This window comes from Pyrobaculum ferrireducens, assembly GCF_000234805.1.
Lineage (GTDB): Archaea > Thermoproteota > Thermoprotei > Thermoproteales > Thermoproteaceae > Pyrobaculum > Pyrobaculum ferrireducens.
The window spans coordinates 622,339-635,963 of the sequence record NC_016645.1 but is presented as its reverse complement, the minus strand read 5'-3'; the positions used below and the strand labels follow the sequence as shown (position 1 = coordinate 635,963).

Sequence of the window (13,625 nt, the reverse complement as noted above, 5' to 3'; positions counted from 1 at the left end):
AATTTCCCTTTTTTCCTTATGCGTTTTTTCTGGGTGGTGGTAGTGGCATTCCTGCCATTCGCCGCTCTGCTGGCCTTCCCCTACATAGCGCAACTTCTCGGCCTCTCCCAGAGCGGCGCGCCGGAACTTGACGATGTGTTTAAGATACATAGCGGCATCTCACAGCGGATTGTTCCGGTGTGCTACCAGCCGGGCCGGGAGCCCCCGGCGTACGACTTCACGCTGGTGGACCAGTTCAACAAGACGTTTACGCTTAGCAGTGTGTGGAGCCGCCCCGTGGTGATCACCTTTGCCTATACCTACTGCCCGGATGTATGCCCCTACATTAACCTGGTGCTGAACGCCACTCTGCCCGCGCTGAGGGGGGTGGTGGTTGTCGAGGTTAGTCTAGACCCCGAGAGGGACACGCCGACTAGGCTTTTCCACTACTCCCAGGGGAATAGGTACAACTGGACTTTCGTCACGGGGCCAGCCGACGTTCTTGAAAAAGTGTGGAGGGCCTACGGCGTGACTAGAGTGGTGCAACAGGGATACATCGCCCACGACGTGTTGTTTGTGGTGGTTAGAGAGGGCAAGGTGCTGGGCGTGGTCAAGGGACTACCTAAACCCGACGACCTGGCTAGGTACATCCAGAAGATAATAAACAGGGATTGCTGAACGTGGATAGGAGGGCGCTAGTCTGGACCCTGCTCTACTCCTCCCTGGCTGTTATAAGCCTCAGGGGGGCCGCCGGCCCTAGCTTAGTGCTTATGGTTTTGGGGGGCTGGGCGGTTGGGTTCTGGCCTCGGCTGGGTCTTATGCTTTTCACCGCCGGCGTCTTGAGCCGCCTCGTGAGCGGCTTCGCCTTGGGGGACCCCTGGGGCTGGTCGCGGCTGGACATCGCCCTCGCCGCTGGCTGGGCCGCGGCTTGGTCGGCGGCCCACATCTCTCGCCGGTTTTTCTGGCCGGGCTTGGCGGTTTTGGCCGCGGCTGGCGATGCCGGCGTGTTAGCCAGCGTCCTGCCTCTGGGGGTGGCGTTTTACGAGCTGTCTAGGTGGAGGCCGCCGGCGACTGTGCTGGGGGCCGCTGGCGCCGCGGCGCAGTTGCTGGCGTTACTGGCCTTCGGTGCGGCGGCTGTGCTTGGCCACGTGGGCAACGTCTTTTTGGATATATACGGGCCTCTCGTAGGCGCCGCGGCTCTGGGGGGCGCCGCGGCTTTCTTGGCCTATTTGAGGAGGCGCTACCTCCCGTTGACTATCTCGGCGGCGTTGGCGGGGTCCATCGGCGCGTATATCCTCGGGGCGAGGTTCTATCCCGAAAGTACGGCTCTTACCAACGTGTTGATGCCCGCCTTGGCCTACGCCTTTTTTCTCTCTGCCGCCGCCGCCACAACCGCCCCCAGGCCCCCCGCGTGGAGGATCGTGCACGCCTCTGCCTTCGCCGCCCTGGGCCTAATCGCAGTGGGGGGGCCCTACTGGGCGAACCCCACGTATACCAAATTCGTGATTGCGGAGCCAGGAACCTCTGTGTGGACTTTACTCGACCCGCCGTACCCGTCCACAGTCGCGCTCCTCGGCGTTGACTACAAGTTTTTGGGAGGTGCAGTGCGCTACGGCAACTGCGATCTTCCTCGGGGGGTGGAGGCTGTGCTTCGCATAAGGCTGGACGGCGCGGGCGTTGCGGCGAGCCTCGTCTACGGGCCTAGGGAGGCGCTTGGGGAGGCCCCAGCGTACTCCGTGTCGTACATACCTGTGCTGGACCACGTGCTGTACGTCGGGCCCGCCGCCGCAGAGGGCAGAGTCCCCCGCGTCGAGGCTCTGTACGCGGCGGCGGCTGGGAACTCCACCTGCCTAAAGCCCGCCTCGTCTGAGGTAGACGACGCTTGGTATATCGGCTTCAGGCCGGTGCCAGCGGCCACGTGGGCCATGGCGTTGCTGGCCGTGGTGGCCGCCCTGCAGGCGGCGTTGCTTTTTACTAGACTAAGGCGGGGGGCGTAAGTTTTATATAGTGGGTCGGGGGTGTGGGATGTGTTGAGGAAGGTCGACGGGAGGGGGCGTATTGTCATCGGGAGGGAGTACGCCGGGAGGAGGCTGTATGTGGTGAAGGTCGGCGGCGGGTTTTTCATAACGCCAGACAGAGAGCTGGCCGAGCGGGTGAGGTCTGAGGGGATTAGGGCTGTTTTAGACGCTTACTACAAGCTTCTAGACGTGGTGGGGGAGCCTGCGCCTGAGGAGGTGGAGAGGCTAGTCGAGGAGGAGTTATGGAGAGGTGTGTCGTCGACACGTCGGTCTTAGTCTCTAAGAGGCTTGACTCTGTGCTCCAGTGTAGAGAGAGGTACGTCACTTCTGTAGCCGTGCTTGAATACCTGGTGTGGGCTAAGAGGTCGGCGGACTCCTCCTCGGGGGCTAGGAGGGAGGGGTATCTGAGGCTTATAAAACTGCTACCCCTCTTGATGGAGGAGGTGGGGCTGAGGCTGGTGGATGACTTGTCTATCCAGGACGTCGCCGCGGCCACCCGCTGGGTGCTGGAGAGGGGTGTGAACCCAGGCGACGCTCTGATTTCCGCCGCGGCTCTGAGGCTGGACGCCGTGATGTTGACTAGGGATAGGGACTGGGAGAGGTTGCCGGAGGTGAAGAGCGTGATAATTTAAGGCCGGGAGAAGGGCGCGGCTGGGCAGTCTGTACTACCCGCGGCTTTTAAGATAGGCGACTAGTGTGGTGGTGGCCATTAGGTGGGCGAGGACTGCGTGGAGGGCTGTCTGGGGCCCGGGGGCCCAGGTATTCGCGGTGGCGCCTAGGTACATGGCGAGTCCCGTCGCCGCCTGGAGGAGCGAGGCGCCCGCCAGCACGGGCCTCCACAGCCCCCTACCGCCCACCGACGCCGCCGCTGTGAGAGCCGCGGCGAGGCCTCCCGCGGCTATGTGGAGGAGCAGAGGCGCCGAGCCTGGGTCGAGCGACAGGCTGTACATAAACGGCGATCTGTCGATTTTATGGACTCCTAGTATATAGGCGCCTGTTAGGCTCGCAACCACCGACCAAAACGCCGCGCCTCTAAGGAGGATTCTCCGCCTCCACTGCGGCATTTCCGGCACTGCAAGCATTAGGAGGAAGAAGGCGGTGGCGAAGGCGGCTAAGTTGTTTATGGGGTATACTAGGTAGGCCAGCGGCTTCGGCACCTCTCCGCCGAGTGCTAGAAGAACGACTCTGCCTGTGAGGGCGGTGGCCACGAGAGCGGCCAGAGCCGCGGCTCCGTATATAGACTTCCTATTTTTTAAAAAGGCTATGACTACGGCGGCGCCGGCCAGCACAGTTGAAAATCTGTGTATTGGCTCGAAGCTACCCGCCGCCACCGCGGCGAGTAGTCTGTATAGCGCGCCGGGCCACTCGGTGCCGAGGTCGAAGCCCTGGCCTAGACCCGCCGTGAGGGCGCCAGTGAAGGTTGTCCACAGCACCAGGAGGTAGGCAAGAAACGGCGCCTTTTTCAAAACCCCCGTCGACATCACCCCCCTACCCTCGTATATATTAATGCATTTCCCGGAAATACCCAGCCGAATGTGTTGGGTAGCGGGTGCTGTGTCTTTACATTAATTTTCTCTTAAAAACTGTTTCTAGTTAACACCATTAACAATGTTAATGTTTAAATATGGAAGTGGAAAGTATTTCCATGGAACATCTCCTACCACTCTGGTATGGTTTTTTGGCGGGAATAACTGTGTTAATAGGGGCGTGGGTGATGTATAAAGCGAGGGAGAGGATGAGTCCGCAACGCATGGGGGTTTTGCAGGCTGTCGCAGGCGGCGTACTCGCCTATCTGGCGCTCGAGACGGGGCACGCCGCGGCTGAACATGTGGAGAAGCTGGCGAGGCCCGATACGCTACTCGACTTTCTGGTGTCGTCTCTTGTAACTACTGTGGCCTTCATTGCCACCTTTATCTTACTGGCGAAGGCTGAGCGTATGGGCCACAAGGCGGGGCTTTCGCCGTCCCTCGCCTCGGCTCTGATTGTGGCTCTGGCGCTCGGTATCCATAACGTGGGTGAGGGGTTCGCCATCGCGGCCAGTCTCCTCGCCGGCGCCGTAGCCTCCGCTGTTTTGTTCACGGTTGGCTTCGCTGTTCACAACGCCACTGAGGGCTTCGCCATTGTGGGCCCACTGCTGGGAGATAGAAACGCCAAGCCCTCTCTTGCGTACATCACGGGGCTGTCGCTACTCGCAGGTCTGCCTGTGATACCGGGAGCCGCCATATACTACACAGGCCTAGGCAACGAGCTGTTCATCTCCACGTTGAATACAATCGCCAACGCCTCTATCGTCTACGCGCTCCTCCACGTAAACCTCGGCGCCTTGTCGAGGCTGGGCGGCTTAACTAGCTACAAGTTCTGGACGTCACTGGTGGCGGGCGTCGCCCTGGCCTTCTCCACCGAGAGCATAGTACTCTTCGCCGTCGCATGACGGTGGAGGTTTTCACGCCGAGGAGGGTGCTCCCCGTGATGGCACCGGGCCTGATCTCACTTGTGCTTGGCGGCCTCGGCGGGGTTGGGATTATGTGGAGCTGGGCAGGTGCGTCGTTCCCCCTCAAGTTGCAGATACCTCAGCACTACGTGTTGATGGTGGCCGGGTTCTTCGGCGCGTTGATAGGCAACGAGCTTCTAAACGTCCTCTCCCTGGAGTGGGCTGGGAGGCAGGCGGGGCGGCCGCTGTTGGCGCTGTACGCCGCCCTCCTGTGGGCGCTGGTGTTCACAGCCATTGGCGGGTTGCTGGCAGCCGCGGCTTTGATCTACGTGGCGATGCTCGCCGTGCTGGCTCTATACTCAGGGGAGGTATATCTAAAGCCCTCCAAGGTGGGCTTTAGACCCCCCGTCTCCAACCACCTCGTCGTCGCCACTCTGCCTGTTTCCGCGCTGTTGTTTATCACGGCAGTTTTTCTCGGGGGGAGCTGGGGCGTGGCGGCGCTGTTCTTCCCCGTGGGGATGATCTACGCAATTATGGCGCGGGACATCGCCCTCGTCACAGGCGTCAGACCGTCGAGGCCCTACCTAGGCGCCGCGGCATACGCGGCTCTCGTGGTTTCCTTCGCCTTGTGGGTTTTCGGCCACGTGAGGCCCGCCGGCGTGTTGCTGATAGTCAGCGGGGCGCTGTCGGTAATGTTCTCTGGGGTGGCCAGATACGCGAGGCGCGGGAGGCTCTTTTCCTATGTCAAGATCTGGAGTGCCTACCTGTGGCTAATGGCCGCCGGAGTTTTGCTGGTGGTGGGCGGCCCGGGCCTCTGGTGGGACGTGGCGGTGCACGCAGTGGCTCTGGGCTTTATCTTCAACATAGTGTTTGGAGTGGACGTCGTCCTCATCGACATGTTGATGACGCAGACGCAGCAGAGAGTAGTTGTGAAGGTGGGGAGAGGCGGCGGCGCGCCGGTGCTGGAGCTGGCGACGTACATCTTGCTAAACGCAGGCCTCGCGGCCAGGGCGCTGTACGCCCTCTCGGCCGCCGGGGCTCTGGCGCTCCTCAGCGGGCCGCTAGTTGGGATAGCGGTGGTGGCGTTCCTCCTCTATACACAGAGGCGGTTAATGAAGCTCTCTGCTTAGGCTGAAGACAATGGCAGGCCTGCCCCTAGGCCTCCCCTGGTATATCTTCTCTCCGGGGCCGTAGAGGTTCTCCACCACGAGGCCCTCCGCCGCGTCTTCTGGCATCAGCACCACGACGTCTGGCTCCGCGCCGTCTGATCTTCCAGTTTTGAGGAGTATCGGCCTCCCGCTCTCGCCAATGGGTATTTTATATTTAGCCGCGGCGGCCGTGACGGAGGTGACGCCTGGCACGATTTCGCACGGTATGCCCTCCTCCTCCGCCCGGCGGCATATCTCCAGCCCCCTGCCGTAGAGGACGGGGTCGCCGTTTTTCAAAAAGACGACGGTCTTCCCCTCCCGCGCCGCCCTCAGCGCGGCCTCCACAGCCTCCTCGTGCCTCTCCTTGGTAAGCCTCTCCCTGTAGATAACCTTGTCCTTCACGACGTCGAGTAGCTGGTCGGGGACGAGGGAACCCGCCACGACTACGTCTGCGGTTAAGAGGAGGAAAAAACCTTTTAGAGTTATTAAGTCGGGGTCCCCAGGCCCGGCGCCTACTACGAAAACCTTGCCTAGAACCACGGCGCCTTTATGCGCCAGGCGGGGAATATGCCGGTTGGCGAGGGCTCCTCAAGCAACTGCACTTTTTCAATTTCCTTTAGTCTAATTGTGCCGACGACTTCGCCGGTCTCCACGTCGACTTTATAAACAGTGTCTGTCCTCTCCAAGGCGCTAATTACATACCTGCCGTCAGGCGTGTAGCCCGGGTGCATGGCCCACTTGCCAGGCTTATTCTCCGCGAATATCGCGGGCTTCGGCGGCTTCGTGGCGACGTCGAGCAGGTGTATATCCACGGCAAACACGCCCTTGTTTATGTTAAACGTGGTGTCGAACCATGCCAAGCCCTTCGGTATAGTCCCGTCAGGCAACGGAGGCGTGGAATAAAGCCCCCCGCCGGTGTTCGCCGGGAATTCGGAGGGGTATGTGATGTACTTCTCCAAGTCCATGGTCTGCAGGTTGATTACTGTAATCTTGCCCTCGCCAATGGCGTTGGTTAAGAAGTATTTACCGGGCACCAGGGTTCCGGGGCCTGGGTGAGGCTTCAAGCCGCACGGCACTACGTTTACAATTTCGAAGCTTTTCATGTCTAGTATGGTTATCGTGTTGCTCTCCTGCCCCGTGACTGCTACGTAGCGCCCTTCCTTGTCGAGTTTATTAAGCTCGTGGGGGCTCTTGCCGATGCCAGTGACGTCGTAAGTCTTGTCGCCAATCTGAACCTTCACAGAGCGGCCCTTGGCGTTTTGGTCGTAGCTTGTGAAGACGTGGACAATTGGGAAGTCGGGCGATCTGTAGTCGATCACCAGCACCATCTCAGCGTCCTTGACGTTGACAAGCCAGTAGCCTAGGTCTGTGGTGAGTATGGCCCCCTGCCTCCCCATCATAGGCGTTGGGAAGAACTTGGAGGGTCCTATAAACGGTATGACCTTCAACACTTTGAAGGTATCTGCGTCGAGAATCACCGCGTGGCCCGGGTCTTTGCTACCGGCGATTATGTACTTCCCGTCTTTGTCGAAGGCTGCGCTTCTGCAGTCGACGCCGATTTTTATCTGCCTCACCACCTGCATGGTGTAGAGATCTATCTTCGACAGCCAGCAGTCCCTCGACATGCCCAAGGCGAATCTTCTCTTGTGTTCTGGCCACTCCTCCCTCCCGAACCTTACCACGTGTACGCGGTCCCCCGCGTTTTTCACCCTCTTTAACACCTTGAAGTTTTTCATGTCGAGGAAGGTGTAGGAGCCTACCATCTCCACACCTGGCTCGTGGTATCTACTCTCAATCATTATAGCTATCCAATCCAAGTCGTTTATGTTATACCCAACCGGCTTGCTAGGGAGCTGGTCCTCGGGGACGAGGACTCTCAGCGTGTTCTGTATAGTGTTGGGATCTAGAAAGGCGAGACCTCTCTTCTGGAAGGCGGGGTGGGGCGGCGCCGTGGGCCCCGTCTGTTGCGCTGGCTGTTGCACCACCTGGGGCTGTATCTCCACCTGAGGCTTAACCCGCACCTCCTGAACCGCCTGCGAAGTCACCTCCACAACCGCCTTCCCCCGCGACAGCGCCAGGGCCCAGCTACCCACAGCGAAGCCGACACCAGCCGCCGCGGCCGCCTTTAGGAGGTCCCTCCGGCCTGTCTTCTCCGTCATTGGTGTACACACACCCCATTTGTATATGTGTATTTCTGGTAACCAGCTTAACCAAAATGTTTATCTCACAACGAGACGGGCCGAGCCATGGATCGGGGGGCTCTATACGCGGTAGTGGCCGTGGTTGGCCTTATTATAGGGGCCTTGGCGTTCACCTACAACCCAGGGGTGCAGGTTGTCCAGAAAACCCAAACCATAACAACAACAATAACAGAATCACCCGTCACCGTCACCCGCACCCCCGTCACTGGCACCGCCACAACGTCGGCAACCACCCAGCAGATAAAGATTAGCTACAACGAGCAGCTGGCTCAGAAGGGGGTTCAGTACTTCAAGGAGCTGGCCTGCAACGCGTGCCACACTGTGAAGGGCGCGGGGATTGAGGTGGGGGGCAACATAGGGCCAGATCTCAGCAAAGTTCTGCTTGGGAGCGTAGGCGTTGAGAAGGGCACCGCGGGGGGGCCGATAATGATGAAGTATTTTGAAAAAATGGATTGACAAACCCCTCGGCTGATCTAGACAAGGCGGCTCAGCTCGTGGCGAAGTTTCTCGTTGAGGGCGACAAGGAGCTGGCCCCAACTATGTCGGCCCAAGTAGAGCAGTTTAAGAAGTCTCTTGGAGACAAATGGGCCACCGAGTACGTGCCGGCCATAGTGGAAATGTTCAAAATGGCACTGGCAAAATCTTAATTTTTTAAATTTTTATAAAAAAGTTAGAAGCGTGTGGGATATATAGACACAGTTCCTTTTATCCAGCCTAGCCGTACGCTCTTATATGTGTTGCCCTGGACAAGCTCGGCGACACCCTCTTCTTGTCCTCCCACTGGGACTCGGAGTTTTATGTGTACATAGCTTCCCTCGTAGAGGTTGTTATAGTTCTCGTTTGAAATTACCCTAGTTGGGTCTTTGACTTCATATCCAAGAGCTCTGGCAAGGGATTCGGCGGCTACTTGGCCGCTACCTACTGCGTATCCGTAGTTCGTGAACCCTTGTGCATCGCCTGCCGCAAAGATGTCGTCATACTTCACATGTCTAAAAGTTCTCCTATCTACATCTACAAACCTTTTTGCGAGACCGGTGGCAATTAGCCAATCGGGCGCGTGGGTAGGCCCTATTATCATTAGGATATCCCATTTATACACTTCTCCCTTTGTACTTTCCAACGTCTTGTTTACTGGGTCGACGCTCTTAACGTATTCTGAGGAGTGGTATTCAATAACTCCATTTGTCTTATTTATGAAGTCGAGGAATATTTTTCTACGCGTGTCGGGTCCCGGGGCTGGGCGTTGATTTGCGTCTAGTATTATAATTTTAAAGTCGGCGCCCTTCTTTTTAAGACGCTCGTAAGTCATGGACGCGGTTTCGAAAGGTGCGGGTCCGCACTTATACGGCGCCTGGGGGATGCCTATCACAATAGTGCCCTTTTTCAACCTCTCGGTAGCGTCGTAATAGGCCAAGGCCGTCTTGCCGTAGTAAATAGAGTAGTTAGGCGCCTTGGCTAATCCCGGTATTTCCCAGTCTGCAAATACCATACCTGTGCCTATGAATAGGTAGTCGTATTGCACAGCCCCTATCTTTGTGTATACTATTCTATTGTCGGGGTCTACCCACCCCACCTCTGCGTTTAAAACCCTCACGCCAGGCCCTTCTAGCGAGTTTATCACACCTATGTGCCCCTCAAATGTGGCCTCTCCTTGCGCAATTTCTGTATGTGCCGGCACCGATACTCAGTATACATTTTTGTCGATAAGTAGGATGTCTACTGCGTTTGGCGCTATGGCTAGTAGTCTAGTTCTAAAAGACACGCCGGCGGGCCCCCCGCCGATTACCACCACACGCTTCTTGCCGCCCTCGCCGAATTTAATATAGTTACCTTTTAAGGGGATCTGCCACGTCTGTTGCTGGGCCGGGGTTTCTGTCTTTGTCACAGTTTCTGTTTTCGTAACTGTGGTGATGACTGTAGACTTCATAGAACCCACGCCTAGACCCAACGCTAAACCTATAACGCCGCCAACCGCGGCGCCGAGAAATTCCCGCCTAGTTGACTGTCTCGTTGAGTCAGACATAGTAACAAATGTTAATCTACTTTAAATATATCTTATAAACAGGTTCATAGTGAATATTGACAGATATAAATTTTTATAAATATCAATGTTAAATAATATAATTTTTCATTAATATCAATATTTGTGCCTATGTGGCGCTCCTTCAACTTGGATTATGTAGTGGCGGCCCGTGTTTTCTATCTTGAACTTCACTGGGAGGAACTGCTCAACTATGTATATATTTGTCTGTAGGTGAGTGGTGAGTTCGGGGGTGGACATTCTACTCCTGCCTCTGGCCAGTGCCATGTAGAGCACGGCCATGTCGGCCATGTGGGGGTCTAGCGAGGAGCCGGAGGCTAGTGTGGCGGCTAGCTTCTCGGCGGCTTCCCTCCCCACGACTTCCGCCGGCTTGCCCCTCTCCCCCAGGGCGTCGCCGCCTACTACGTTGCCTGTGTCTGAAACTGCCCAGAGGACTACGCCGCTACCGGGGCCAAGCCCGTCGCTCCTTGTCTCCAGTTCCACCTCGGCTTTGTAGCCCAGCCTCTCCAGCGCCTCCCTGGCGGCTTTTGCTTGCCTCTCAGCCACGTGCGGGGGTAGGTTCACGGCGTGTGAAATCCCCCTTATCTCGACGAGTCTGCCGAATTCCGGAGAGTCGACAGCCGACAGCGTCTCCACGGGCTGGACCTTGAGGATCGCCTTCCCTCCGCCCTTGGGGTAGTGGCCCCGTTTGACCAGCTCAATGGCGACTTGTGCGCCGAACCTGGCCAGCACCTTGGTGAATACGTGGCGCATGTAGTCTATGGGCGGGGCCCAGGCCACGTCGGTGCCTCCGGTTATAGCCACCTCGGTGGGGCAAGGGGCGTAGAGGAGTATTGGGGTCAGTGTCTGTATCACCAGCGAGATGCTTCCTGCGGTGCCTATGTCTATGTTGTATCTGCCACATTTAAGAGTCCGGGGGTTGAAGTATAGGCGGGTGGAGCCCTTCTCAGCACCCACGACCTCGGCGTCTGTGAGGAGCGCCGCGGCCTTCACGCCGGTTAGGTGCTGGGGCTGTAGGCCGGGGTTTGCCCTCTTTGCGCGTATGTTTATAATCTCCACTGGCCTGCCCAGAAGCGCCGACAGGGCAATGGAGGTCCTCAGTATCTGGCCGCCGCCCTCTCCGTAGGAGCCGTCTATTCTCACCGCCACGTCTACATCCAGCGCCGGGGTTTTTAAGCCTCTCCCCCACGGCGGTGGAATGCTTATATACACCACATACGGCCGCTCCCATGGGTGAGGAGGTTCAGATCGGCGCGACGGCCGTGGGCATCAAGACTGCTGGGGGCGTGGTTCTGGCGGCTGAGAAGAGGGTGTCGTACGGCTTCTACACCCTGAGCTCCTCTGGCAAGAAGGTTTTCGTCGTCGACGACAAGCTGGCGATTGCCTCCGCCGGCATAATCGCCGACATGCAGGCCCTGGCCAAAATTCTCAAGCTGAATGCCAAGTCTTATGAGCTGGAGATGAAGAAGAAGCCCTCTGTCCACGCCATGGCTAAGCTCCTCTCTGTGGTTATGTTCAGCAGAAGGTTTATGCCCTTCTTCGCCGAGGTGCTCGTGGGGGGCGTCGACGAGGAGGGGCCCCACCTAATTGTAATGGACCCTCTGGGGAGTCTAATTGAGGATAACTACGCCGCGTTGGGCACAGGCGCGAAGCTAGCCGCAGCCGTACTGGACGGCAACTACAGGAACGACATGTCGATAGAGGAGGCCAAGAAGCTGGCTGTGCAGGCGCTTAAGGCCGCCATCGAGAGAGACCCCGTCTCCGGCGGGGGGATCGACCTCGTTGTTGTGGATGAAAAAGGGGCCAGGGAGGAGGAGGTTAGGGTGCAGTTGGTGATTTAGAAAGCTCTTTTTGAAGCTCCGCCAGCGCCTCCTGCTCCTCGAGCGTGCTTAAGTCGCCCAGCGGCTGGTTCGTGGCCAACGCCCTAAGGACGCGCCTCATCAACTTCCCAGTCCTCGTCTTGGGTAGCTTACCTACTATGGCTATTCTCCCCACCACCGCCACGGGCCCCAGGGTTTTGCGTAGGTGCTGGGTCACCTCCTCCTCTGTTACCTTCGCCCCGAGCTTGGGGACTACGAATACGCCCAGCACCTCTCCCCTGACTGGATCTGGTATGCCCACCACGGCGGCCTCCGCCACGGCTGGGTGCGAGGTGAGTATGTCCTCCACCTCTCTGGTGGACAGGCGGTGGCCAGCCACTTTAATCACGTCGTCTGACCTGCCGAGTATGTGGAGGTGCCCTTCCTCGTCTATGTAGCCCAGGTCACCCGTGGTGTAGTAGCCGGGGAAGCGGGACCAGTAGCTCTTGACGTATCTCTCAGGGTCTTTCCAGAGGGTGTGGAGGAAGGCGGGGGGCAGGGGGGGCTTCACGGCGATGTGGCCCTTCTGCCCGGGTGGCAGCTCGCGGCCGTCGTCGTCGAGGGCCACGAGCCTCAGGGTGGGGTAGGGGAGGCCCACGGAGCCGTACTTGTACCTAAACCCGCCGAGGTTCATGGAGCCGGGCGCCGTTACGAAGCAGGCGGTCTCCGTCTGGCCCCATATGTCGGCCACCTGGCACTCCGCCCTCTCGCGGCATAGGTACCTCCTCATCCAGTTGTAGGCTTCTTCGTTTAGCACCTCGCCGGTGGGGTAGAGGGCCATGAGAGTGTCTAGCTTATACCTCATTGGCCACTCCTCGCCGTATTTCATCAAAAGCCTAATGGCGGTGGGGGAGAAGAGGAGGTGTGTGACTTTGTAGGTGTCTACAATCTCCCACCACACGCCCGGGTGCGGATAGTCGGGCGCGTCTTCGTACCAGAGTACGGTGAGGCCGTTTAGGAGGGGGCCGTGGACGCCGTAGTGGTGGCCCGATATCCAGCCGATGTCGGCTGTGGAAAAGAAGACTATGTCGTCGCGGAACTCCCTCTCGGCCCCCACCAGGTGGTTAAAGGCGTACCAGACCCACACCATGTACTGGCCATGGAGGTGGAGTATCCCCTTGGGCTTCCCCGTGGTGCCCGAGGTGTAGAGAATGAAGAGCGGCGAGTCGCCGCTGACCCACTCAGGCTCGGCGTAGGCGTTCGGCGGTATTTTAGATATCTCCTCGTGCCACCAGAGATCCTTCCCGTGTCTCATCGCCACGTTCGCCCCCACGTGTCTGTAGACCAAGACCCCAATGTCGTCGCCGGCTATCTTCAACGCCTCGTCTACGGTGGGCTTCAGCGGGGTCACCTTACCCCTCCTTCTCATGCCGTCGGCAGTGATGACGAGCTTGGCGTCTGCATCCACAATTCTGTCGGCGAGGGCCTGGGCGCCGAAGCCGGAGAACACCACGGTGTGGACGGCGCCTATCCTATTGACCGCCAGCATAGCCACCATGGCCTCGGGGATCATGGGCATGTAGATAGCCACCCTGTCGCCCCTCTCCACCCCCAGCGACCGGAGCAGGACAGAGAGGCGATTGACCTCTCTGTAGAGATCCCAGTACCTGAGGACCCTCGCCCCCTCGTAGGGCGAGACCCAGATCAGCGCCGCCTTGTTAGCCCCGCCAGCCTTGATGTGCACGTCCAGGGCGTTGTAGGCGATGTTTGTCTTGCCCCCCACAAACCACTTGTAGAAAGGCGGGTTGGAGTCGTCGTAGGCCTTAGCCCAGGGCTCCCTCCAGTAAAGCTTCCTCGCCTGCTCCTCCCAGAAGCGGACTGGGTCTTCAAGTGATTTCCTATACACTTCAAGAAATTCTTTAGACATGCTACGCCTATTCAAAAACCCATATAAAGTTTTCTTTCAATATTTTTAAATAAACTATTTTTTCAATTTTATATAATGTTG

The 13,625-nt window shown here is 58.3% G+C and carries 16 protein-coding genes; 9 read left to right on the top strand and 7 right to left on the bottom strand.

Annotated features, from left to right (window positions below; genetic code table 11):
• Positions 1–18 precede the first annotated feature (18 nt).
• Genes P186_RS03445 through P186_RS03430 form a run of 4 tightly spaced genes read left to right on the top strand, consistent with a single transcriptional unit; the run spans position 19 to position 2,629 of the window.
• Positions 19–657: an SCO family protein gene (locus tag P186_RS03445; RefSeq protein ID WP_014288013.1), complete on the top strand. Its 639-nt coding sequence runs from the start codon at positions 19–21 to the stop codon at positions 655–657.
• A gap of 2 nt (positions 658–659) precedes the next feature.
• A complete protein-coding gene (locus P186_RS03440) occupies positions 660–1,976 on the top strand; it encodes a hypothetical protein (protein WP_148682681.1) in 1,317 nt (438 codons plus the stop codon).
• Between the two features lie 30 nt (positions 1,977–2,006).
• Entirely contained in the window at positions 2,007–2,273 is a 267-nt protein-coding gene (locus P186_RS03435) for a hypothetical protein (RefSeq protein WP_148682680.1), read from the top strand.
• Positions 2,240–2,629 carry a PIN domain-containing protein gene (locus P186_RS03430; protein ID WP_014288010.1) on the top strand — a complete coding sequence of 130 codons (390 nt, stop codon included), beginning with the start codon at positions 2,240–2,242 and terminating at the stop codon, positions 2,627–2,629. The genes P186_RS03435 and P186_RS03430 overlap by 34 nt, the downstream gene beginning before the upstream one ends.
• Before the next feature lie 33 nt (positions 2,630–2,662).
• Here the strand turns inward: P186_RS03430 and P186_RS03425 are convergent, their stop codons facing one another.
• Positions 2,663–3,478 carry a respiratory chain protein gene (locus tag P186_RS03425; RefSeq protein WP_148682679.1) on the bottom strand — a complete coding sequence of 272 codons (816 nt, stop codon included), beginning with the start codon at positions 3,476–3,478 and terminating at the stop codon, positions 2,663–2,665.
• 164 nt (positions 3,479–3,642) lie between these two features.
• On the opposite strand from P186_RS03425, the gene P186_RS03420 reads away from it, so the two are divergent.
• On the top strand, positions 3,643–4,428 hold the full coding sequence (locus P186_RS03420; protein ID WP_148682678.1) for a ZIP family metal transporter: 786 nt from the start codon (positions 3,643–3,645) through the stop codon (positions 4,426–4,428).
• Positions 4,425–5,558: a hypothetical protein gene (locus P186_RS03415; RefSeq protein ID WP_014288007.1), complete on the top strand. Its 1,134-nt coding sequence runs from the start codon at positions 4,425–4,427 to the stop codon at positions 5,556–5,558. The genes P186_RS03420 and P186_RS03415 overlap by 4 nt, the downstream gene beginning before the upstream one ends.
• Here P186_RS03415 and P186_RS03410 read toward each other — a convergent pair.
• Both P186_RS03410 and P186_RS03405 read right to left on the bottom strand, forming a co-directional pair.
• Positions 5,538–6,116, bottom strand: a complete 579-nt coding sequence (locus P186_RS03410) for an SAM-dependent methyltransferase (RefSeq protein WP_014288006.1) — start codon at positions 6,114–6,116, stop codon at positions 5,538–5,540. The two genes, P186_RS03415 and P186_RS03410, sit on opposite strands and share 21 nt — an antisense overlap.
• Positions 6,107–7,735 carry a cytochrome D1 domain-containing protein gene (locus tag P186_RS03405; RefSeq protein WP_014288005.1) on the bottom strand — a complete coding sequence of 543 codons (1,629 nt, stop codon included), beginning with the start codon at positions 7,733–7,735 and terminating at the stop codon, positions 6,107–6,109. Before P186_RS03405 ends, P186_RS03410 begins: the two co-directional genes overlap by 10 nt.
• Positions 7,736–7,822: 87 nt before the next feature.
• Between P186_RS03405 and P186_RS03400 the strand changes: the two genes are divergently transcribed.
• Positions 7,823–8,233: a c-type cytochrome gene (locus tag P186_RS03400; protein WP_237179453.1), complete on the top strand. Its 411-nt coding sequence runs from the start codon at positions 7,823–7,825 to the stop codon at positions 8,231–8,233.
• The gene (locus tag P186_RS14210) at positions 8,230–8,424 is read left to right on the top strand and encodes a hypothetical protein (RefSeq protein WP_237179452.1); all 195 of its coding nucleotides are present in this window, start codon (positions 8,230–8,232) and stop codon (positions 8,422–8,424) included. The genes P186_RS03400 and P186_RS14210 overlap by 4 nt, the downstream gene beginning before the upstream one ends.
• Before the next feature lie 23 nt (positions 8,425–8,447).
• Here P186_RS14210 and P186_RS03395 read toward each other — a convergent pair whose 3' ends face one another.
• The 3 genes from P186_RS03395 to rtcA all read right to left on the bottom strand — a co-directional run bounded on the left by P186_RS03395 (position 8,448) and on the right by rtcA (position 10,967).
• Positions 8,448–9,398, bottom strand: a complete 951-nt coding sequence (locus P186_RS03395) for an FAD-dependent oxidoreductase (RefSeq protein ID WP_237179451.1) — start codon at positions 9,396–9,398, stop codon at positions 8,448–8,450.
• 63 nt (positions 9,399–9,461) lie between these two features.
• Positions 9,462–9,800 (bottom strand): twin-arginine translocation signal domain-containing protein, encoded by a 339-nt coding sequence (locus tag P186_RS03390; RefSeq protein WP_148682676.1) that lies wholly within the window; start codon positions 9,798–9,800, stop codon positions 9,462–9,464.
• Positions 9,801–9,914: 114 nt separating this feature from the next.
• On the bottom strand, positions 9,915–10,967 hold the full coding sequence (rtcA, locus tag P186_RS03385; protein WP_148682675.1) for an RNA 3'-terminal phosphate cyclase: 1,053 nt from the start codon (positions 10,965–10,967) through the stop codon (positions 9,915–9,917).
• Positions 10,968–11,047: 80 nt separating this feature from the next.
• On the opposite strand from rtcA, the gene psmB reads away from it, so the two are divergent.
• Positions 11,048–11,659, top strand: coding sequence for an archaeal proteasome endopeptidase complex subunit beta (gene psmB / locus P186_RS03380; RefSeq protein WP_014288000.1), 612 nt, complete (start codon positions 11,048–11,050; stop codon positions 11,657–11,659).
• Here psmB and P186_RS03375 read toward each other — a convergent pair.
• Positions 11,637–13,544, bottom strand: coding sequence for an acetate--CoA ligase (locus P186_RS03375; RefSeq protein ID WP_014287999.1), 1,908 nt, complete (start codon positions 13,542–13,544; stop codon positions 11,637–11,639). The genes psmB and P186_RS03375 overlap by 23 nt on opposite strands.
• Positions 13,545–13,625 lie beyond the last annotated feature (81 nt).